Annotated in this window: 25 protein-coding genes and 1 riboswitch; of the genes, 20 read left to right on the forward strand and 5 right to left on the reverse strand. The window is 34.9% G+C overall.

Features of this window, described 5'->3' with window-relative positions:
- Nucleotides 1-1,189 precede the first annotated feature (1,189 nt).
- Nucleotides 1,190-1,357: a hypothetical protein gene (locus J3U73_RS08690; RefSeq protein WP_267410195.1), complete on the reverse strand. Its 168-nt coding sequence runs from the start codon at nucleotides 1,355-1,357 to the stop codon at nucleotides 1,190-1,192.
- A gap of 327 nt (nucleotides 1,358-1,684) precedes the next feature.
- Nucleotides 1,685-2,068 carry a hypothetical protein gene (locus tag J3U73_RS08695; RefSeq protein WP_267410196.1) on the reverse strand — a complete coding sequence of 128 codons (384 nt, stop codon included), beginning with the start codon at nucleotides 2,066-2,068 and terminating at the stop codon, nucleotides 1,685-1,687.
- Nucleotides 2,069-2,435: 367 nt separating this feature from the next.
- Between J3U73_RS08695 and J3U73_RS08700 the strand changes: the two genes are divergently transcribed.
- Entirely contained in the window at nucleotides 2,436-4,061 is a 1,626-nt protein-coding gene (locus J3U73_RS08700; RefSeq protein ID WP_267410197.1) for an ABC transporter ATP-binding protein, read from the forward strand.
- Nucleotides 4,062-4,780: 719 nt separating this feature from the next.
- Here J3U73_RS08700 and J3U73_RS08705 read toward each other — a convergent pair.
- Entirely contained in the window at nucleotides 4,781-4,933 is a 153-nt protein-coding gene (locus J3U73_RS08705; protein WP_267410198.1) for a hypothetical protein, read from the reverse strand.
- 246 nt (nucleotides 4,934-5,179) lie between these two features.
- Between J3U73_RS08705 and J3U73_RS08710 the strand changes: the two genes are divergently transcribed.
- From J3U73_RS08710 to ribH, 6 genes are all read left to right on the forward strand, one after another.
- Entirely contained in the window at nucleotides 5,180-5,311 is a 132-nt protein-coding gene (locus tag J3U73_RS08710) for a hypothetical protein (protein ID WP_258562415.1), read from the forward strand.
- 194 nt (nucleotides 5,312-5,505) lie between these two features.
- Nucleotides 5,506-5,709: a hypothetical protein gene (locus J3U73_RS08715; protein WP_220220655.1), complete on the forward strand. Its 204-nt coding sequence runs from the start codon at nucleotides 5,506-5,508 to the stop codon at nucleotides 5,707-5,709.
- Nucleotides 5,710-5,789: 80 nt separating this feature from the next.
- Nucleotides 5,790-5,926, forward strand: a riboswitch (FMN riboswitch).
- A 114-nt stretch (nucleotides 5,927-6,040) separates the two neighbouring features.
- Complete coding sequence (gene ribD / locus J3U73_RS08720; protein WP_267410199.1) at nucleotides 6,041-7,096, forward strand: bifunctional diaminohydroxyphosphoribosylaminopyrimidine deaminase/5-amino-6-(5-phosphoribosylamino)uracil reductase RibD; 1,056 nt, start codon at nucleotides 6,041-6,043, stop codon at nucleotides 7,094-7,096.
- Nucleotides 7,097-7,702, forward strand: a complete 606-nt coding sequence (locus J3U73_RS08725; protein ID WP_267410200.1) for a riboflavin synthase — start codon at nucleotides 7,097-7,099, stop codon at nucleotides 7,700-7,702.
- 11 nt (nucleotides 7,703-7,713) lie between these two features.
- Nucleotides 7,714-8,940 carry a GTP cyclohydrolase II gene (gene ribA, locus J3U73_RS08730; protein WP_267392491.1) on the forward strand — a complete coding sequence of 409 codons (1,227 nt, stop codon included), beginning with the start codon at nucleotides 7,714-7,716 and terminating at the stop codon, nucleotides 8,938-8,940.
- Nucleotide 8,941: 1 nt separating this feature from the next.
- Nucleotides 8,942-9,415: a 6,7-dimethyl-8-ribityllumazine synthase gene (gene ribH / locus J3U73_RS08735; RefSeq protein WP_267410201.1), complete on the forward strand. Its 474-nt coding sequence runs from the start codon at nucleotides 8,942-8,944 to the stop codon at nucleotides 9,413-9,415.
- A gap of 92 nt (nucleotides 9,416-9,507) precedes the next feature.
- Here the strand turns inward: ribH and J3U73_RS08740 are convergent, their stop codons facing one another.
- Nucleotides 9,508-10,281 carry a DeoR/GlpR family DNA-binding transcription regulator gene (locus J3U73_RS08740; protein ID WP_267410202.1) on the reverse strand — a complete coding sequence of 258 codons (774 nt, stop codon included), beginning with the start codon at nucleotides 10,279-10,281 and terminating at the stop codon, nucleotides 9,508-9,510.
- Between the two features lie 198 nt (nucleotides 10,282-10,479).
- On the opposite strand from J3U73_RS08740, the gene J3U73_RS08745 reads away from it, so the two are divergent.
- Genes J3U73_RS08745 through J3U73_RS08765 form a run of 5 tightly spaced genes read left to right on the forward strand, consistent with a single transcriptional unit; the run spans nucleotide 10,480 to nucleotide 13,769 of the window.
- Nucleotides 10,480-11,001, forward strand: coding sequence for an RpiB/LacA/LacB family sugar-phosphate isomerase (locus J3U73_RS08745; protein WP_267410203.1), 522 nt, complete (start codon nucleotides 10,480-10,482; stop codon nucleotides 10,999-11,001).
- A gap of 11 nt (nucleotides 11,002-11,012) precedes the next feature.
- Nucleotides 11,013-12,362, forward strand: coding sequence for a PTS galactitol transporter subunit IIC (locus J3U73_RS08750; RefSeq protein ID WP_267410205.1), 1,350 nt, complete (start codon nucleotides 11,013-11,015; stop codon nucleotides 12,360-12,362).
- Nucleotides 12,363-12,383: 21 nt separating this feature from the next.
- Nucleotides 12,384-12,668, forward strand: a complete 285-nt coding sequence (locus J3U73_RS08755; RefSeq protein WP_267410207.1) for a PTS sugar transporter subunit IIB — start codon at nucleotides 12,384-12,386, stop codon at nucleotides 12,666-12,668.
- Nucleotides 12,669-12,681: 13 nt separating this feature from the next.
- Nucleotides 12,682-13,143 (forward strand): PTS sugar transporter subunit IIA, encoded by a 462-nt coding sequence (locus tag J3U73_RS08760; RefSeq protein WP_267410208.1) that lies wholly within the window; start codon nucleotides 12,682-12,684, stop codon nucleotides 13,141-13,143.
- 20 nt (nucleotides 13,144-13,163) lie between these two features.
- Nucleotides 13,164-13,769, forward strand: coding sequence for a KpsF/GutQ family sugar-phosphate isomerase (locus J3U73_RS08765; protein ID WP_267410209.1), 606 nt, complete (start codon nucleotides 13,164-13,166; stop codon nucleotides 13,767-13,769).
- 67 nt (nucleotides 13,770-13,836) lie between these two features.
- Here J3U73_RS08765 and J3U73_RS08770 read toward each other — a convergent pair whose 3' ends face one another.
- Nucleotides 13,837-14,484: a ribulose-phosphate 3-epimerase gene (locus tag J3U73_RS08770; protein WP_267410210.1), complete on the reverse strand. Its 648-nt coding sequence runs from the start codon at nucleotides 14,482-14,484 to the stop codon at nucleotides 13,837-13,839.
- A gap of 172 nt (nucleotides 14,485-14,656) precedes the next feature.
- Between J3U73_RS08770 and J3U73_RS08775 the strand changes: the two genes are divergently transcribed.
- The 8 genes from J3U73_RS08775 (at nucleotide 14,657) to J3U73_RS08810 (ending at nucleotide 21,425) form a co-directional block, all read left to right on the forward strand.
- The gene (locus J3U73_RS08775) at nucleotides 14,657-15,115 is read left to right on the forward strand and encodes a PTS sugar transporter subunit IIA (RefSeq protein ID WP_220220657.1); all 459 of its coding nucleotides are present in this window, start codon (nucleotides 14,657-14,659) and stop codon (nucleotides 15,113-15,115) included.
- A 14-nt stretch (nucleotides 15,116-15,129) separates the two neighbouring features.
- The gene (locus J3U73_RS08780) at nucleotides 15,130-16,464 is read left to right on the forward strand and encodes a PTS galactitol transporter subunit IIC (protein ID WP_267410211.1); all 1,335 of its coding nucleotides are present in this window, start codon (nucleotides 15,130-15,132) and stop codon (nucleotides 16,462-16,464) included.
- An 18-nt stretch (nucleotides 16,465-16,482) separates the two neighbouring features.
- Complete coding sequence (locus J3U73_RS08785; RefSeq protein ID WP_220220659.1) at nucleotides 16,483-16,773, forward strand: PTS sugar transporter subunit IIB; 291 nt, start codon at nucleotides 16,483-16,485, stop codon at nucleotides 16,771-16,773.
- On the forward strand, nucleotides 16,770-17,294 hold the full coding sequence (locus tag J3U73_RS08790; protein ID WP_220269091.1) for a YjbQ family protein: 525 nt from the start codon (nucleotides 16,770-16,772) through the stop codon (nucleotides 17,292-17,294). Before J3U73_RS08785 ends, J3U73_RS08790 begins: the two co-directional genes overlap by 4 nt.
- Nucleotides 17,287-17,883: a KpsF/GutQ family sugar-phosphate isomerase gene (locus J3U73_RS08795; protein ID WP_220220661.1), complete on the forward strand. Its 597-nt coding sequence runs from the start codon at nucleotides 17,287-17,289 to the stop codon at nucleotides 17,881-17,883. Before J3U73_RS08790 ends, J3U73_RS08795 begins: the two co-directional genes overlap by 8 nt.
- Nucleotides 17,876-18,418 carry a 6-phospho-3-hexuloisomerase gene (gene hxlB, locus J3U73_RS08800; RefSeq protein WP_267410212.1) on the forward strand — a complete coding sequence of 181 codons (543 nt, stop codon included), beginning with the start codon at nucleotides 17,876-17,878 and terminating at the stop codon, nucleotides 18,416-18,418. Before J3U73_RS08795 ends, hxlB begins: the two co-directional genes overlap by 8 nt.
- Nucleotides 18,419-18,434: 16 nt before the next feature.
- Nucleotides 18,435-20,279: a BglG family transcription antiterminator gene (locus J3U73_RS08805; protein WP_267410213.1), complete on the forward strand. Its 1,845-nt coding sequence runs from the start codon at nucleotides 18,435-18,437 to the stop codon at nucleotides 20,277-20,279.
- A gap of 291 nt (nucleotides 20,280-20,570) precedes the next feature.
- A complete protein-coding gene (locus tag J3U73_RS08810; RefSeq protein ID WP_267410214.1) occupies nucleotides 20,571-21,425 on the forward strand; it encodes a hypothetical protein in 855 nt (284 codons plus the stop codon).
- Nucleotides 21,426-21,518: the final 93 nt, after the last annotated feature.

Consider the following 21,518-nt stretch of genomic DNA (forward strand, 5'->3'; position numbering starts at 1 on the left):
ATGATAGATTTCAATTTTATCTTGCTTAGATAATTTAGCCATAAAAATAACCCCCAAATTTGTCCTAAATTTGGGGGTCACTTCACATCTAAATCTATTTTTGCATTAAAAATATTACTTTTTTGAGTATATAGCATTGCCAGCCAAACACTTGAAATTTCATTAGTTAGTCCCCATCCGCAATCAAGGTTATCTATATATTTATAAAGATTATCAAAAATTAAACCAATTTTTTTCTGTATCTTCATTAATTATATTATTTTTATATAGTTTGCTATGTATTTATATTAATATTTTATTTATCAAAGCCAACATTTGATTCTTTACAAATTTAATAGCTTGACAGATAGATAAACCTATACCAGCTAGGCCATTAAATAATTCGACTGAAATATTAAAACAGGAATATTTAATAGCCAGTTAATATATCTGTATAGTCCATCTTCGTCTTCATATTTACTTAGTAAAATTAATCTTGAGGTAATACCTGTTGGCATTAAAAAACTCATATCTTTAAATTTGTTTTTTTAACTTCAGAAATTAATAAATCTAACCCCTTCTTAAATCCTTCCTTTGTATAACTAGACGGTGTTGTTTTACTCATTAAAAGTTCTGTAGAAAATAAATACCCTAGTATTCCTAAATTAAATGAAAAATCCTTATTAATTACATATATTTGTTTTCTCAATTTATTATCTAAATATCTTTCACACATATGTATATCTAACAATATTTTTTTGTTAAAATTTACGTTACTCTCGTTTTTATTATAGGAATTGCTTTTTAAGGCATTAGCAATATGGAAAATTCCGTCAGAACTTATATTTTTTGAAGTACTTGAATCAACATATTCGTTGCAAAAAGTTTCTAGTTTACTTACAAATTTATCTCAAGTAATTTCGAACACGGCTTCTATAAAAGTAGGATTTATTCCTGTAGTTAAAAATATTTCCACAGCGCCTAAACCAAATTCATCTTCTAAAAAATTTGCCTTTTTCCATGGCGCAAGTCTATATATCCTGGCGTAGCACCTTGAAATATAATTTTTTCACCAATATAACTTAACAACTCAAAATCTACTAAGCTTATAGTTAAACCGTTTTATATAAAATATTTTGTGGTGCTGTATCACGAAATACAATTCACAAACTAAGTATTTTTTGATAGTTAATTTTAATGAATTTAAAGCTTAGACTTTTAATTCTTCGATTTTATTTTCTTGAATACTAGTCATCTTTAAAAAGTCAGATAATAATTTACCTGAACATTTTGTTTCAATTAATGTAAAACTTTTATCGTCTACCACAGTTTTTAAAATATGTGGAATATTTTTAATGCTTTTTGCTGCTTCAAGCATACTAACCTTCACGCCTAATATTATCTTCTCCATAATTACTAACTTCATTATTTTTTATACTACGTTTAACTACTGCATCTAGACCTTTATATTTTGAAAAAATATGGTTGACTTTACCTGTTTACTTATTAAAACGGGATTTGATACTCGTACACTTTTTCTTTTCGGATTAACAGATTGTCTATGGGCTTGTTTATCAAAAAAGTGGGTATTTTTATCCAGTCAGGCTTAAAATAAGCATTTTGTCTAATATCTTCTACCCAATAATCTTTATCATTTTTTATTCGATAAATTTTTTCTCCAAATTCATTAAAACGAAAGTTGCTACTACTGAATATCTGTAATAACATTTGGAAAATATTTTGCAGATACAAGTCTACACAATTTATTACATACCATTTCTAATTCTTTATTTAAAGATTTTAATGGCGTATATACTGTTATAACCTTGCTAACATTAATATATCCTACTCCACCGTATACTAACCCTTGAGCTGTATGCAAATTATTTTGAGTTTTGAAGCTCAAGTTGTTTATATATAAAAAGCCTATTATTTTATAAATATTTGAAATTAAATCTTTTGGAAGACAAGATATATGTATTTTCCAATCCTGTTGGGGAAGCTTATGCTTTCGTGAAATCAAATAAATCCGGTCACTATCTGATTTCAGTATATATTTTTTAATACTTTTGAAATTAATTATTTCCATAATATCATCTTGATAATATAAAATAATATTAATTAAATTAATATTAAACTAAAAGTAATCTATTTAAAATAGATTTCTAAAAAATGCTTGTTTTTTTAAATTAATGTTATAAAATAATTAATATGTTATTAAGTAATGTAATTGATATGTCAATGGATCTTTCATCCTTAGATAGTATTATTCCTCCTGAAGATGGTATAAAACAATACTATGGCGGCCATTATATTACTATTATTATTGAACATTAAATTATTTTGACTAGTATTAAATTACTAATTTTTCGGACTGTTTTTATAAACTCATAACTAAATCATTTTACTTTAGTATTACCTGAGATAGTTTACTGAGCTGTGTTAGGAAGCAAATTATGGAAAACAACATAGCAAAATTTTCACTTTGGGCCTACGTTAAACGTAATTTAAGCAAGTACGTAATTTTGGCGATTCTTTATCTTGGGTGGAATTTATCACAAACTGCTGCTAGCCTTTTTAAGGGTAATGCGCTTACCGCACTAACGCAGCATGATTTATCTGGCTTTATCACTGATACAGGACTAAACCTGCTCAGTTGGGCTTTTTTTCTAGTTTTCTTTTTTAGCACTTCAAGGTATTCTGCCGTAATAATAAGAATAGTCGACAATTCTATTAGAAGTGACCTGGCTCAGACGATTGGCCAGCAGGAGTATGAAAATTTTAACAAGCACACCGAAGCCGATTATGTTTCCTGGTTTACTAACGATGTTAATCAGATTAACGAAGCTGGTTTTATCAGTTTGCAGGAAACTTTCAGCAACATGCTCTTGGCCATTGTTTCTAGCATTGTTTTACTTTCTTATAGCCCAATCTTGTTAGTAACAACTTTAGTTTTTTCTATTATTATGATTTTATTTCCCCGTATTTTTAAAAAACAGTTAAAAGAATTATCGCAAAAGCAGAGCCAGCAAAATGAGGTGTTAACGGCTAGGCTGACAGATATTCTTGAAGGCTTTACCAACCTGCTCACGCTTGGTCAGCAAAAACTGCTCAATAAAATAGCTTTGGCCGCATCGGATAAAGTAGGACAGGCCCATGTCAATTACGCGACTAAAATGTCCTTTTCTAACTCGTTAGTCAACCTGATTAGTGTTAGTGCCCAAACTATTTTAACTATTGAATCTGGCTACCTTGCCTTTCACAAACAGCTTCCGATTGGTGCCATTTTGATTGTTGGCTCAATGGCTGGTAACGTCTTTGGCAGTTTGACCAGTGTTAGCATTCAATTAACGTCAATCCGTGCTGTTCAGCCTATTTTTGACAAATATAATAAGTTGACCGGTGCACATGCTGATACGGGCACTAGCGTTGCGCCGCTATGCGACCAAATTACCTTCAATGGTCTTTCGTTCAGCTATCCTGATAGCAATCAGACTATCTTAAGCAATGTTTCTGGCGTCATTAAAAGGGGTGACCGCGTTGCCATCATTGGACCGTCTGGCTGCGGCAAGTCGACCTTAATCAAATTAATCGGTGGGTTATTGATTAATTATCAAGGTTCACTTACCTGGGACAATGCCGAATACAGTTCTTTGAGCAAGAAATCACTGCACAAACAAATTGCTTATATTGACCAATCTGCCTATATCTTTGACGGTACTGTGCGGTATAATATCACTTTGGGCCGAAAAACAACGGATGAAAAACTGCAACATGTGATTGGTCAAGCAGGTTTGAAAGACTTTCTCGCGACCAGTTCTGCTGGCTTAGACACTGTTTTAAAGCATGCTGGCAATAATATTTCTGGAGGACAAAAACAGCGGATTGCGCTAGCCCGCCAACTGCTAGTTGAACCAAAAGTAATCTTAGCTGATGAAATCACCTCGGCAATTGATGAAAAGGATGGACAGAAGATCGAGCAAACTCTGCTTGACTTGGAAGGCGTAACCTTAGTCTACATTTCACACCACTTACGGCCTGAAATTGAGAAGCAATTTGAGCAAATAATTGAATTAAGATAAATAAATAGAATTCAAATTCTTCTACTAAAACCAATAAGGCAAGAAAGTGTATCACGGTCATTCTTGGAGAATCTGTTGTGATTCTTAAAAGTCTGCTGATCAGGCGATACATCATAGGCAGGTTTTAGGACAGCATCTGGTCAATTTTGCGGCATAGGCAAAGAGCAGAACTCTTAGCATACGAGCCGGTTGATACGTGTATCGCGTTCAAACACTGCTGTGGAATATAATCGACAAACTGGCTGATGGCATGAACCATGTGGTTTTGGGAAATAAAAAATCTAAATTGAGTATTAAAGCTGTTTGACATGTGATATATTATTAAAATAAGAAAAAATATATAAAAGGCGTTGAGTACAGAAATGGACCCCGAAGTTAGGACAACTTTGAGGTTTTTATTATGGCTAAATTATCTAAGCAAGATAAAATCTTAGTAATAGCTTTCATATTTATCGTAAAGTTCTCCTTGTCCAAATTAGAATAAATAGTTTGTATTCTCTATTTTAGACAATAAAAATCTAGAAGTCAGAAAAATTATGTGCTTTTCAGAAAAAAGTTGAATTTCTGAAAAAAATAGAACAGAAGAACATCATTTTGAGAGTTTTAATTTGTTTATACGATAGCAATTGAATGCATCAATTATTTAGCTTCGTGTTCTTGCTTAACTACTTGCCTATCCAAAGACTTGAAAAATGGGTAGTAAGCGAGTATGGCAAAGGCTAATTCAATTGCTTGCCATAAGTCACTTTCCAATCACTGCCAGTCATCAAGAAGCCACTGATAATAGCAGGTGTTGTCCAAGGAACTTGGGCAACAATCATTCCGATAATATAAAACTTCATTAAAATGTAGGTAATAAATTGAAGAATCATTGGCGCTAAAATAAGGTTTCCAACTTTTTATCTAATATCTTACTAATTTAATGCGATGAAAATAATAACTTAAGTATGATAACTGACGGGGCGGCTATGAAGGTACCACGAAAGTTTTTATTTAAAAGTCTTAAAAGCAAAACTTACTTAATAATATGGTATATACTTGATGTATATTGAGAATAAAAAAGTATAATTTAAGAAGAATCAGTATTTACTTAAATGGTTTTTGCAGGAAGTGGTTAGATGAGAAAAAATAAAAACTTGAATAATGGTGAAGATACAATTGATGTATTAGAAACCGTAGGCTTGATCCTGACGGTTGGACAAGTGATTGTCACGGTACTTAATTTTCTTCGTCGATTCAAAAAACAATAAATATTAACCGGTAGAACTAAAGACTAAATTAGACTATTAATTGTTGCTTGACAGTTAATAGTCTTTTTTAGCGAAACCAAAGTGTCAAATAATCATAAAAGCTTAATTTTGCCTTAAAAAAGCGTTGACATTTATTCATTATGATAGTACTGTATTAGATAGGTAGTACAGCTAAACTTTTAGGAGGGAATATCATGCTTTACCTGTTATACGTTTTAATCGGATTATTAATAATTATTTTGACTGATTTACTTGTGACGGCTTGTATGACACTAAACGACATTTACCGTTATCGTCATGAAGATAGGTTAGAATTTATCACTGCTTTTAAAAAATATTTTAGTAAAAACAATAATCTCCCTCTTAAAGCTTCAGATTGGAAACTTAAGCGGGAATAATTGCAGCTAGCTTTTCAATTCTTTTTGCTGGGTCTATTGACGCAATCAAATTAGTATATTATTCTGTAACTAATTGAATACGGTTTCTTCGGGGCAGGGCGAAATTCCCTACCGACGGTGACAACCAGTAAGGTTGAAGTCCGTGACCCGCGTACGCGCGGTGGAACTAGTGCAAGTCTAGTACCGACAGTTAAAGTCTGGATGGGAGAAGAACAAATTAAGCTAATTTAATCTTAGCGTTGTTTTTAAACTTCGCTGAAATCTTATTTAATTAGAAAATATTAGTGCCTCGTTGATTCTGAAATCAACGAGGTTTTTTTGTGCTTAGGAAGTGAATTTTTTGCAGGATACAGACTATATGGAAATAGCAAGCAAAGAGGCCGTTAAGGCACTGGGAATGACATGGACTAATCCTTTAGTTGGTGCGGTTATTGTTAAAAACGGCCAGGTCTTAGCTTCCGGCTATCATCATCAGTTTGGACAAGAGCATGCGGAAGTTAACGCACTTAATCAGCTAGATGATATCAAACAGGCTCAAGGTGCAACACTTTACGTGACGCTGGAGCCATGCAGTCATTACGGTAAGCAGCCGCCTTGCTGCCAAAAAGTAGCTGAGGCCGGAATTAAAGAAGTGATTATCGGGCAAATTGATCCCCACGGAATTGTGGCTGGTAAAGGAATTAAGTATTTAAATGAGCACGGCGTTAAAACTAAGGTGCTAGGGGGGACAGAGAGACTAAACGAAGCATATAACTTCTTTTATCAGCATCACCGGCCACTCGTAACCTTGAAATATGCAATGTCACTTGACGGGAAGCTTAATGGTGCAGAAAAAACGCGCACGCTTCTGACTGGCCCTAAAGCCCAGTACGATGTGCAAAAGCTGCGCTTGCACCAGCAGGCGATTTTAATTGGAGCGAACACATTGCGAATTGATAATCCGCAATTAACGGTACGAATAAAGGCTTTACCACAGCCGCCCATTCGAATCATTTTAACGCATGATGCAAATCAACTTGATTTAACGCAGAATCTGTTTAAATTACCTGGCCCAATTTGGCTACTTAGTCAGACCGAGTTAAAGGGCAAGGCCCAGGCCAATGTGCATTGCTTTGTCTCTCACAAGTGGACACCCCAAAAAATTGGTGAACTTTTAGCTGAACGTGAGATTCAATCGCTATTAGTTGAGGGTGGCAGCAATCTGTTAGCTGAGTTTTTAGCAGCCGGATTAGCCGATCAAATAGTTGCTTATATTTCTCCAATAGTATTGGGTGGAATCGCTCTGCCTGTAGCCGTAGGTGCAGCACTAGCTCAAAAATTGGAGTACCAATTAATAGCTGTCCAAGAGCTAGGACAAGATATTCGGATTACGGCAAGGAGGAAATAAATGTTTACAGGAATAATTCAGGCAACTGGTAAAATCACTCGGTTAGAAATTACCGAAAAGCACGCTAAGTTAGGCATTTCGGCCGCTGAAATTGCGAAACAAAACCTACCACTTGGCGCTAGTGTTGCGGTTAATGGAATTTGTTTGACCGTGACTTCTTGGCAAAATAATGAGTTTACGGTTGATGTAATGCCGGAAACGATGAAGCGGACTAACTTAGGTAAGCTGACTACCGGCAGCTTAGTTAACTTGGAACCATCGCTTTCCTTGAACGGCAAGCTTGATGGTCACCTTGTGGCCGGTCATGTTGATACTACGGCAGAAATTATTAGTAGAAGTGAAAATGAAAATGCAATTGAATTACGTTTTAAGGTACCGCATAAATATGATCCTTATTTAGTTGAAAAAGGCTCAGTGGCAATTGATGGTATCAGCTTAACGTTGACGATGGCACAAAATGACGAATTTGGCGTAAGTCTGATTCCTTATACCATTGCTAATACCACCTTGACGCATTATCACGTTCATGATCAGGTTAATCTTGAAATGGATATGATTGGACGTTATGCGGTAAAGCAAATTCAGGCATGGAAAAAAGAATTTTAATGGAGCAAAAAATGGACGAACAATTAGAACAAAAAATGAAGAAAATTTTACGGCACATGCTAAATGGTGGATTAGTAATCGTTGCCGATTCCCCTCAGCGTGAATCGGAGGGCGATATGATTGGCTTAGCCGAAAAAGTAACTCCCGAAGCAGTCAATATGATGATTAGCAAAGCTCGGGGACTTTTATGCGTACCGATGAGCAAAGCATTTGCGGATAGACTTCAACTTGAACCGATTGAAACGGGGTCAAATGATACTTTTGGCACGGCATTTACCTTAAGCGTTGACTCGACAGAAACTACTACTGGAATTTCTGCTTTTGACCGGGCAAAAACAATCAAGAAGTTGGCTAATCCTGATAGTCAATGGGATGATTTCTACCATCCTGGTCATGTATTTCCGCTTGTAGCTAAAGAAGGTGGAGTTCTAGAACGAACTGGTCATACAGAGGCTGCTTTAGATTTAGCTCGCTTAGCTGGTGTGGCCCCAGTTGGTTTTATCTGTGAATGCATTAAAAAAGATGGTCATATGGCGCGGCGAAAGGATTTAAAGGCCTTAGCCGAAGGCTTGGGAATACCATATTTAACCATTGAAGAATTGATTGAGTACCGTAAACACCATGAAGCAAAAGATTTGGATATCGAATCTTTTACTAAAGTTGACTTCCCGACGAAATATGGTCAATTTCAGCTTGAGGGTTTTAAAGATAATGAACATCCAGACAAGGAGCCAACTTTACTTATTAGCAAGGGTGAAATTAAGCAAGGGAGCCCGCTGCTGTTGCGGCTTCACAGTGAATGCTTGACTGGTGACGTATTTGGCTCAAAAAGGTGTGATTGTGGCGCTCAATTAGCTGAGGCCTTAACTAAAATAGAGCAAAATGGTTCAGGTGCGGTATTGTACTTACGGCAAGAAGGCCGGGGGATTGGGCTTACGAACAAATTGCGAGCTTATCAATTGCAGGACCAAGGAATGGATACGGTCCAGGCTAATCAGCATTTGGGCTTGCCCGTAGATGCTCGCCGATACGACATTGCTGCCGAAATTTTGCGCCAAAAAGGAGTAAATGAAGTTGAATTAATGACAAATAATCCTGATAAGGTCGAGCAATTGGAAAATTATGGGATAAAAGTTACTAAGCGTATTCCCGTAGAAGTTGGAATGACCGCAGAAAACAGGGATTACTTGAAAACTAAGAAACATGCGATGAACCATTTATTAAGTGAGGTTGATTAAAATGAAGGAAATTACGGGAAATATTGCGGCTGGTCAAAATAAAAAAATTGGTATTGTTGTTGCGCAATTTAATGGCGTTGTGACTGATCGCTTACTTGAAGGGGCTATCGGTCAATTACATAAGTCAGGTGTTAAGGACGATAATATCGTAGTTGTTCATGTTCCAGGTGCCTTTGAAATTGCCCGGACAGTTAACTGTTTAGCAAAAAGTGGCAAAGTTGACGGCATCATTGCTTTAGGTGCAGTTATTCGTGGAGCAACCGCTCACTTTACCTATGTTTGTGAGGGAACAACTGCGCAGCTTGCCGCAGCCACTGCTAATGGTAAAGTTCCTGTCATGTTTGGTGTTTTGATGACTGATACGGTTGAACAAGCCACCGATCGTGCTGGTGGAAAAGCCGGCAATAAGGGGGCGGAATGTGCAACTGATATTTTAGAAGTACTAAACTTAGAAGAACAGATTAACCAGATTTAACCAAAATACATTACTACTTAATTTGCGCCATTAAAATAGGCCATTTCTCGTTCAAGAGAAATGGCCTATTTTATACCAGTTAAAGAACTAATTTAGTTGTTTGAATTAAAGCTATCTAAGATTATTTGTGTGCTATCACCAATACTTTGAATTAAACTTTTAGAGATATCATAATTAGTAATGATACCAGTGATGTTTTCCCAACTAGTAATTTCATACAAACTTTTTCTTTCAAATTTGGTGGTATCGGCAAGTATATAGCTTTTATTGCTATGTTTAATCATTTTCCTTTCAATCGATGAATCCGAATATGATGGAGTGGTAGGACCTCTGAACCCCTGAAAACCATCAGTCCCTAAAAAAGAAATGTCAACATTAATTTGATCCAATGCTTGTTCAGTCCAATTCCCATATACAGAAGAGCTCTTTTGTCTTAGCTTACCACCCAAGAAATATACTTCATTATTTGAGGTTTGTAAATAGCTGGCTGCGGGAATAAGATCGGTTATTATTTTAAGATTACTTCGTAATACTAGAAGTTTTGCCAATTCAAACACAGTGCTTCCTGTGCCTAAAATTATACTCGCACCATTTGGAATAAGATTTAGAGCTTTTTTTGCTATGCTTTGCTTTCGATCAATATTTTCCTCTTTTTTTAATGTAAACGGGTTTTCAATCGAATTTTGATTAGCTATGGCACCACCATGACTTTTAACAAGTTGCTCTTTCTCAGAAAGATAATTTAGATCTTTTCTAATGGTTTCATAAGATACATTAAACTTCTGAGACAAATCATGGACAGTTACAGTTCCATTTTTTAGAACTTCTTCTAGAATATTTTTTCTTCTTTCTTCCATTATTGTCATGACACTGTTCACCACTCATCATTAAAAGTTTCTTCATTTATTTTACACCAAGTTTTATTAATGTGAAGTTTAAAATAAATTAGACTTGGCTTTTGTTGGCATTAATAGCAAAAATACTGTTTACACCAATCAAAAACAATTATATAATTGGCTTTGGTTGGAATATAATTAATTTTATTATTAAAAGGAGAGATATGTATGAATAAAAAGATTGCGATTGCTTGTGATAACGTTGGTTTTAAAAGAAAAGAAGAAATAAAGAAATATCTTATAAAAGAAAAGGGTTATGACATTGTTTTTGATCCTGTTAAAACACCAGAGGATGGTCAACATACTTTTGCTAGATTAGCAGATGATATGGCTGAAACTATTCAAAAAGATAAATGTCGTTTAGGTATTTATATTTGTGGAACAGGTATTGGTTTCACAATGCAAGCAAATAAACATTGGGGAATTCGGGCTACGGCAGTGACTAATCCATATTCTGCTAGAAGAGCAAGATTAAGTCAAAATGCACAGATAATTGGCTTAGGTATGAGGGTTAACGGTCTTCACTATATGGAAATGATACTTGATGCTTGGCTAGACGAGGCGTTTGATTTTAATAAAGCGCGAGAAAACTCTAAGGTAAATCTTTTGGAAGCTAAAGCAGATGATGATCGTTACTTAAAAAAGCCAGATTTTGTAGCTTGGAATATGGGTTTTGAAAGGGAAAAGTAGAGGTAGCTATAATGGCGATGATAACTCAATTCATTAATGATATAGGTAATTTTATATTTATTCCTGTAATTTTTCTGTTCTTAATGAAAGCATTGGGTAGAAAGTGGTCAGAATCGATTCAATCTGCGATGAAAGTAGGAATTGGTTTTATTGCATTGAGTATGGTAGTTTCTTTTATGCTCGATAAAATGCAACCTGCTATTACCGGTTTGTCACAAAAAACTGGATCATCATTATCTGCTGTTGATGTTGGTGGTGCAGCGACTGCCGTAATGGGTTTTGGCTCTCCTGTTGGTGCTGTGGTAATTCCTCTTTGTGTAGCAGTAAATATACTAATGCTAATTTTAAAATTGACTGATTGTGTTAATGTAGATGTTTTTAATTTACATCAGAACGCTTCAATGGGTGCCATTATATATGCTTATACAGGTAGTTTTATAGACGGGATATTAACTGCAGCAATTTTTCACATGATTGCTTTAATTGGTGCTGATCTTGGAGCAAAAAATAATCATAATTTTTATGATTTACCTGAAGGTGTTTCAATATCCCATCCTGTAGCCAATACATATTTATTTTTTGCTTATCCATTCAATTGGCTTTTTGATCATATACCTGGGGTTAAAAATTGGAATGTAACAGCAAAAAGTATTCAGAAAAGATTTGGTATTTTCGGCGACCCAACAATGGTTGGCTTTATAATCGGTATATTATTGGGCTTTGCTGGTTATAACTGGAATGATCCTTACCATGCAATTATTAATAGTATTCAATTAGGAATGTATTTGGCTGCTATTATGTTACTGTTGCCAAAAATGACTTCCATCATGATGGAAGGACTGGTTCCGATGTCAAATGCTGTTCGTAAAAAGATGGTCAAGAAATTTCCAAACAGACAAATTACTGTTGGTATGGATACAGCTCTAATAGTTGGAGATCCTGCTGTAATTGCTCCTGCGTTACTACTAATTCCAGCTTTGGTAATATTGGCAGTTATTTTACCAGGTAATAAAGTTTTGCCTATGGGTGATTTATCTTCACTAGTATTCTATGTAGCAGCTATGGTTCCAATTTTCAAAGGTAATATTATTCGTACATGGCTTTCATCAATCTTTTTATTTGGCGGAGGACTGTATATTGCTTCTTGGATGACTCCAGCAACAAATGCTGTTTTTCAAAAGTTTGGTGCTGGTGCAAAAAGTGGGGTAATGTACTCTTCAATTGATCCTTCTGCTAATCCATTTACAGCATTGTTTGCTGCAGTTTCGCATATTGGCATAATTGGTTTTATTCTTGTAGCCATACTTGTTGTATTAGTTGGCTATTGGTTAAAAAAAGTGGAACGTGTAAAAACAATTTAAAATAATTAAAGGAGATTTAAAATGAAAAAAGTTTTAGTAGTTTGTGGTAATGGTATTGCTTCGTCTTCCATTATGTTAGCTAGCTTAAAAGACTTTCTAGATGAAAAAAATATTTCTGTTGATCTTGACAAAGCTTCACTTATGACATGCTCAGATGAATTTTTTAATGATAAGGATTTGATTGTTTCTTCTACTAAGTTGGACCGCCCTGGAGTAAAAACACCTGTAATTGTTGGGTCTGCCTTGTTAACTGGAATTGGTGAAGAAAAGGTATTAAATCAGATTAAAGATGCAATACTAAACTAAGACTGGAGAATTTATGATAAACAAAATTTTAGTTTATGAGGATTGTACTGGTCAGGTAAACTCATATCAAGATGCCATCAAATTAGCAGGGAAACAATTTGTAAAACAAAAAATGGTAGTACCTGAGTACATAAATGCATGTGTTAATAGAGAGAAAGATTTTCCTACAGGGTTAGCTGTAAAAAATAATATTGGTATTGCTATCCCACATGGTAATGAGAAATTTGTCAAAACTAGTGGAGTTAGTTTTTTAAGACTAGTGAAACCTGTAAATTTTGGACTAATGGAGGATGCATCTAAGAATGTATCTTGTCAATTTATCTTTAACTTAGCCTTGTTTCAAGGTAAACAACAATTAAAAATGCTTAGGAAGTTGATGCACCTTTTTCGTAGTGACGATTTCCTTACGAGTATAGCTGTGGATAAGTTAGATGATATTAAAACCAGTTTATCGCAGGAATTGGCTTTTAATTAAATTTTAGGAGAAAAATAATTTTGATAAGAGAAACCATTCGCAAAAATGTTGAAGATGTTATTAATAAAGAAAGTTTAGAATTAAAGCATATAAGTAGTATGCTTGATTATCAGAAAATAACTGAGCTATGTAGGCTGATTATTAAAAATAAAGGTAACATTTTTATTACCGGATGTGGTACTTCAGCAATGGCAGCCAAAAAAGTTGTACATACTTTAAATGTAGTTGATCAAAAAGCATTTTATCTTAATCCATCCGATGCTGTTCATGGTGAACTTGGTGCCGTTAAAGAAAAAGATTTAGTTATTTTTATTTCCAAAGGTGGTAATACCAAAGAGTTAACCTCTTTTTTGCAGAATATTAAAGAAAAAAATGCTCAAATAGTTGCAGTAACTGAGAACGAAACATCACAAATTGCTAAAAATTCTAATTTAATAATAAAGGTAAAGGTTGCATCTGAAGCTGACCAATTTAATATGTTGGCAACTTGTAGTACTTTAGCTGTTATTTCTTTATTCGATGGTATTGCAGTAGCTTTAATTACACAAGAAAATTTTAATAAAAAAGAATTTTTAAATAATCATCCCTCAGGAGCAGTAGGTAAAAGGCTAAAGGAGGATCAATAAACTAATCTTACTTTAAGAGCCGAGGGTACAGATAAATAAGACCATTTCTAAATTTAGAGAAATGGTCTTATTTATTTTTTAATTTGGCAATCTGTCCAGCCAAATTATCTTTAAAAATAAAAGATCCGACAACTGCAATATCTAAGCCAGCTTTTGTCAGTTTGACAATATTGTGATCATCAATACTGCCATCTGCTTTGATTTGGTAATGATAATTATTTTGCTGTCTTAATTCGTCTAACAACTTTACTTTTTCGATTGTTGAGTCAATAAAGTTTGCACCGCTTGTTCCCGGATCAACCGACATAACCATTACTTGGTCTACCAATCTAAGGACAGGGATGATTGTTGAAACAGGTGTCCCGGGATTGATAATCACCTCGCATTTTCGACCCAATTTTTTAATTAAAGTTAAAATGCGGTGAATGTGCGGTGTTGATTCAACATGAATACCAATTACTTCCGTTGTTGGGAAAATATATTGCTCAATTAAAGTTTCAGGCTTTTCGACCATCAGATGAATATCTAATGGAATTTGGCAGTTTTGACTAATTTCTTGTACAAGTTTTTGACCAAAATCAATTTCAGGTACGAAATGACCATCCATTACATCAATATGAAGAAAATCAGCGCGGGCACTAGCAAGGCCCTTCAGGGTTTTGTCTAAATTCAATTTCGGTCCGCTGTGTAGTGAAACAGCTATTTGACACATCATACATCACTCCTTTACTACAACTTTTAAACCAATATGATGTCTAAACCAAAATAAAATTTGCCTAGTTAAGGTGAAATAAGTGGCACCCGTATTTTCCCCTTAACGTGCAAATCTTGTTTTTATTCTTTTTGTGATAGCGCTTAATATTTGGAGATAGAAAGGCGGATGAGGAATGTTCTTTGATCAAAAAATTATTAAGCTGCAAGCTGATGTGCAAAGCAGCACGGAAATAATCACACTGCTTGCCCAGATGCTAAAGCAAAAAACAATCGTTAAGGATAACTATTTAACTCATGTTTTGGCTAGGGAAAAGAATTTCCCAACGGGTTTACAACTTGAAAATGGAATTGGAGTTGCTATTCCCCATACTGATTCTGAATATGTTAATACATCTCAAATAGCGGTAGCGACTCTAAAAAAGCCGGTTGTCTTCAAAAGCATGGTTAACAAGGCAGTTGACGTAGAGGTTAGTTTGGTGTTCATGATCGCGATGAGTAAGCCGCATGAACAAGCCCAGCTTTTAAGTAATCTAATGACTTTTTGCCAGAATAAGCAAGCAATTGCCGAGTTATTGGCTGAAAGAAATCCCCAAAATGTAGAGCAAATTTTAAATAAGTATGATTTGAAATAGAAGGAGTGAAGAAAATGTTTGTACAGGCAATCCACTGGTTCCTAAATTTAGGCTCAACAGTTGGTATCCCAATTATTATTATCATTTTGGGCCTAATTGTAGGCCTAAAGCCAGCCAAGGCGTTAATTTCGGGATTAACATTGAGTGCCGGCTTTATTGGGATGAATATGGTGGTTAATATGATGGCCACCGATTTACAACCAGCAATCAAGTTGATGGTGACGCGTTACCATTTATCTCTAAGTATCATGGATGTTGGCTGTGGTGTTGGTGGTCCCCTTGCTTTTTCAAGTTCACTTGGGGTTTTAGCAATTCCGTTAACCATCTTAATTAACTTGATCCTAGTTTGGGTTGGTTTAACTAGAACCTTAAACGTTGATATCTGGAATTTATGGCAACCAACATTTATTGGTTTGCTCGTTTGGGCGGTAACCGGGAATTATGTATATGGCATTATTGCTTTAGGCGGTGGCTTCTTACTTGAATTGCTTTTAGCAGATTTGATGCAGCCAATCACGGAAAAGTTTTTCAACTTGCCGGGTATTGCAGTAACTCACACGATGGCACTTTCAGCTACTATTCTAGCAGTCCCTTTAAATTGGCTATTTGATAAAATTCCAGGTTTCAATAAGCTCGATGCTAGTCCTGAAAAAATTCAAAAGCGTTTTGGCGTTTTGGGCGATCCCCTTGTTATTGGCTTTATCGTAGGTGTAGGTATTGGCCTATTAGCAGGATTCGATTTTGCCGGTATTTTACAACTGGGAGTTGAAATGGGTGCAACTCTTAAGATTATGCCAAAAATGATTTCCATGTTTATGGAAAGTCTGACCCCGATTTCTTCAGCTACACAAGAATTTACTAAAAAGCACTTGCGGAGCAAGAAAGTCAATATCGGAATGGATGCAGCTTTGACTGTCGGACATCCAGCTGTCATAGCAACTAGTGTTTTAATGATTCCTATCTCGTTATTTTTAGCAAGCATTTTACCAGGTAATAAAGTTTTGCCCTTAGGGGATTTAACGCTTTATGTTTATGTTTTCACACTATTAGTTGGTGCATTTAAAGGCAATATTATTAGAAGTTTAATTGGTGCCACAATTTACTCAATTCCAATGCTCTATTTGTCAACTTGGCTTTCGCCGCTTGTTATGAAGAGCTTTAAGTTAGCTAACTACAGCATTAATACTAAAGGAGCATTTTCATTTGAGCTTTCTGGTTTGTGGACCAATGCAGCGTTTGTATGGATGGCTCAGAATATGGGCTTAATCGGACTAGTTATTTTAATCGTTGTTTTATTAGGATTGCTTTTTTACTTAAATGTAGTAAAGAAATTTAATGTTAATGAATAATAAGAAAGGTGAATAATAATGAAAAAAATGCTAATTATGTGTGGCGCAGGCCATGCTACATCAACAATCGTTCATGCAAAGGTAAATGATTGGCTAAAGGAAAATAATTTTGCCAATGATGTTGAAATCAAGCAGTCTGCAGTTAGTCAAGAAGTCGATAATATTCAAAATGGTCTTTATGACATTGTTATATCGACGACGATTGTTCCGGATGCTATTAAAGACCGAGTAATCAACGGGGTAGCTCTGTTAACAGGAATTGGAACAGAGCAGGTTTGGGATCAAGTAAAGGCAGCGCTTGAATCATGACATTTTACTATCAAGAAATTCAATTGGAAACCGTCTCGGGTAGGCCATCTTATCACATGATTACGGATCAGGTTAAACAAATTGTGGCTGATAGCCAAGTTCAAAATGGTCTTTGCTTGGTTCAGACTGTACATACTACTTGTTCAATTTATTTTGATGAGTACATGCATGACCGCAACTATTATGATGATGATTTTCTTCAAGTGGATCTTAATCATGTTTTAGAAAAAATTGTTCCCCGCCAAACCACGGAAAATTATCCTTATTTGAGTCCTGGTCCCAAGCACATCGCTTATGGTATGAAAAAGACGGACCCAAATTATCCAGCAGTTAAGTGGACAATGTTAAATACTGATGGGCACTTAAGAGCAGATTTGTTGGGCTCAAGCATTTGTTTAGGGGTTCGGCAAAATGAGCTATTGCTGGGAGCAGTCGGTCAAATTTTCTTCGTTGATTTTGATCAGACAAGAGAACGTCAACGAAAGATTGAAGTTATTGTTTTAGGAGAACAAAATGAATAGTTATTCGGAATTGTTCCAAATTGAAGGTGAAGAAATAAGTGCCCTAGGGCAAAGTATTGCCCCAGATGAGATTACTCATCTGGTAACGATTTTAAAAAAGAATACTCATAATGTTTTTCTCACCGGTTGTGGCACCTCGGCAATGGCAGCCAGAAAAATTACTCATACACTGAATGTAGTTGGTCTAGCTGCTTTTTATTTAAATCCTTCGGATGCGGTTCATGGCGGCTTAGGACAAGTTAAGCAAAATGATGTGGTTATTTTTATCTCAAAGGGTGGTTCAACTAAAGAACTGACCAGCTTTGTTGCTAATATTGAATTTAAAAAGGCCAAAATTATTACTATTACGGAAAATCTTGATTCAGTTTTAGCTCAAAAAGCGGACTTGGCTGTCCAAATTAAGGTTAAACGCGAACTAGATAAATTTAATTTGTTAGCTACTACCAGTACTTTAGCTGTTATCTCTTTGTTTGATGTAATTGCTGTTTTGTTGATGCAAGAACAACATTTTTCTAAAAATGACTTTTTATTAAATCATCCTGCTGGCAAAGTCGGTAAGCAGCTAGCAAAAGAGGTTAAAAATGATTAAAGAGTTTGCTCAAATTTGTACAGAATTAACTACTATTAATTATGATTTATCAGAGCAGAAAGCACAAAAAATTCTACAACTGATCTTTTCTGCAAAGAGAGTTTTCCTGTCAGGAGAGGGTCGAAGCGGTCTGATGATTCGCGCACTCGCTAACCGCTTGACGCAAGCGGGGTTACAAGTTCACGTTGTTAGTGAGATTACCTGTCCGGCAATTAATGCTGAAGATTTGCTAATATTGAATTCTGCTAGTGGCACGTCCACCTTTTTACTCGGACAGGCTAAAAGCGCTAAGCATGTGGGAGCGACGATTTTGACTTTTACAGCTAAAAGGACTGCTCCTTTAAGTCAAACAAGTGATGAAGTTATTGTCATTGAGGCGCAAACAAAGGACACTAACCAGAATTCTGTCCAGCCAATGGGAAGTTTATATGAACAAGCCTCATTACTGCTTTTTGATAGCTTAATTTTAAAGGCATTGCATGCTAATTTGATTACAACTAGGCAATTACGGGATACACACTCTAATTTAGAGTAATTAAGGAGACTAAAACATGAGCGACAACAGAGATTTACTTGATTTTTTAAGGCAAAATAATGAATCTTGGATCACTGCTAAAACTCTTGCGATGAAATTGGCCGTGTCTGAGCGAACGGTAAAAAGTAAAATAGCTCAATTGCGTAAAAATAATATTGAAATTGAGAGTGGACCTAAAGGATATAGAATAAAAGGCAACTTTGATGCTCCGGAAATAAGCGAATATTTACCTGATAATGCGGGCCAGAGGAGTTCGTGGTTAATTCGTAAACTAATCAAAGCTAAAAAGCCACTCAATATTTATGATCTATCTGGTCAACTTTACATCAATGAAGTTGAGTTACGTAAAGAATTAAAAAAGCTAACGAGTGAATTCAGTAATTTTGACTTAAGACTGATTCGCGAAGGCGATTTTTACCATGTTGATGGTGAAGAGGAAAACAAGCGTAAGCTTCTTTCGTCAATAATTTATCACGAATTAAACGGTACCTTGCTTAATGAAAAGGCTATTCAAAAGTATTTTCCTGAAGTCGATGTTAAAACAGTGGCGGATATCTTGCGGCAAAGTGCTAAAGTCGCTGATATTAAATTTGATTCCTTTAATTTCAGTAATCTTCTCTTACACCTAGTAATTATGTTAGATCGTTCCGATAAGATTGCACTTGTAGCAGAAAAAGATCAAATCTCTAATCCAGTAGTTAAGTCAATTGTCACTAAGCTTAATCAGAGAACAAGATATCATTTATCAGACGAAGATATTAAGCAATTAACGAAAATGATCCAGCTATTATCAGATATTCACTCTGCTGATTTACCACAAGATTCGCAGCTTAATAATTTATTTAAAAGAATCGTAGCATTTGTCCGTAAAACTTATAATCTTGATCTTGATGAAGAACTTTTTAAAAACCGCTTTTTGCCACATTTGTTGCGTTTGATTGCCCGTTTTAAAAATAATAATACAGTACATAATCCATTAGCTGAAAATATCAAAAATTCTTCGCCGACAATTTATGAATGTGCGACTCTGATTGCCTATGAAATAAAAAAGGAACTAGAAATTGCCGTTAGTGAAGAAGAAATTGCTTTTATTGCCCTTCATGTCGGTAATATCGTAACGGAACAAATTAGGAATGAAAACAAAGTGATTTGTCAATTGCTGATACCTGAATATCACAATAATGCACAAAATGCAGTTTCGCTACTTGACCATAAATTTGGCAATGATTTGGTTATTTTAAATACTGTTAGTTCAGAAACCGATTTATTAGCGGAAACGCAGTTAGTAATTGTCGTTGATTCAAAGCAAATTATCAAAAAGCATCAGTTTGTTCAAGTTTCTAGTTTCCTTTTACCAGGTGATATTAATAAGATTCAAAAGGCAATTAACCAAATTAAGGATGCCAATGCAGCACATAAACTGCAGAAGGGGTTAGACAAATTTACGTCTGCTGCTAACTTTATTACTGAAAATCATAATCGGACAGCCCATGAAGTTATTCATTTTATAAGTGAGCGGTTTTTACAAGAAAAAATTGTCGCCCAAGACTTTGAAGAACAGATTTGGGAAAGAGAGCGCCTTTCCAGCACGGCATTTGGTTCTGTAGCAATTCCTCATGCGATTAATTATCATGCTAGGCTGAGCCAATGGTTTATTTATATTAATGAAAAGGGTGTCGAATGGGGAAACCAGCGAGTTTATTTAATTATTATGCTTGCTTCAAGTCCAAAAGACGAAAAAAGGTTCCGGCAAGTTTTTGATGAACTTTCTGAAGTGATCATTAATGATAATAAAGTTGCCAAATTATCTAGATGTAACAGTTATCAAGAATTTATCAAAGAAATTATCAAAATTGAATAAGCTGTTGGAAGTCTATTACCATTGTTTAGGTAATAGGCTTTAATTTTGCTTGGGTAGTTGGCGAAAAGCAAAATTGTTTTTATAATTGTTTAGTAAACGATACTTTTGTAAAGCAAAATTATGGTAGCTTGTATTTCTAATTTGATTTAAAGCTGTTGGTAAAAGCTCTGTTAATAATTTAATAAATTAAAAACATTGATATTTAAAGTATTAATATTAAAAATTACTTTCTAATCTGGTTTATTTAGTTGTATAATTTTAGAAGTATTTTAATTTAAGCGGGAGTGGGGAATGAAAAAGTTATTAGACACATTGTTAAAAGTTGAATACATACTAATATCATGGTTAATTTCATATTCAATATGCAATTTTATTGTTATGGAAATTTATCGCTTAGCATCATCGTATGTTCTGCAAGATACGGGTTATGGAATTTTGTATCTCGTAGTCCTCATACTTTCATTAATTTTGAGCTTTTTTGTATATAAGTTAGTTAATCTTATATCTAATGGTATAGTAAAACTATGGGATAAGGTGTTAGCAAAGCATACCCTTATGCAATCTAAAAATGATAGCAGTGCATTTTATTGTTTAGCTGTTTTGACCATTTTTATTTTCATGTTGTGGTTTACCCAAATTCAACAAGCTTTTTTAGAAATCAGAATGAGCACTGGTGAACTTTCTGTAATAATTGCTTTACTAGCTATAGCAATAACATATTACGATATAGTTAACCCTCACAGTAAATTTGAAATTTCAGAAATGAGTAAAGCCAAGAATATTCTCGAATTGGGTCAAGAGCAGATGATCGGACTAAAAGGTATCGGCGAACCGATTGTCAATGAAGCTAGTTTCTACATTTGGTGTACAAATACGAGCAGACATATTGGTAATATTAAGTATGTTGGTTGGTGCTATGCCCAACACGTTGATGAAGAAAATGGTAGTTGTAGTTTTAAGAATATTAAACAGAGCCATGTTAAGCCCGGGATTGATTGGGATTTTGTCAAAGTAAATCCAGGTGAAATGACACCAAAAATCAAATTTTATCGTTCAATAAGTGGTGAAACAATCTCAGGTACAATCTACGTGATTTTTATGGATTCTGTTGGTCAAACATACAAAAAGAAAATCACTTTTTTATAAATTAGCGCTTTTGCTGTAATTACGAACAGGCATTTTAAATCTATTGAAATGCCTGTTTTTTGCATGTTTTTTAACTAAAGCACCTCTACTTCC

The organism is Lactobacillus sp. B4005, assembly GCF_026536045.1.
In the GTDB taxonomy this organism is placed as follows: domain Bacteria; phylum Bacillota; class Bacilli; order Lactobacillales; family Lactobacillaceae; genus Lactobacillus; species Lactobacillus panisapium.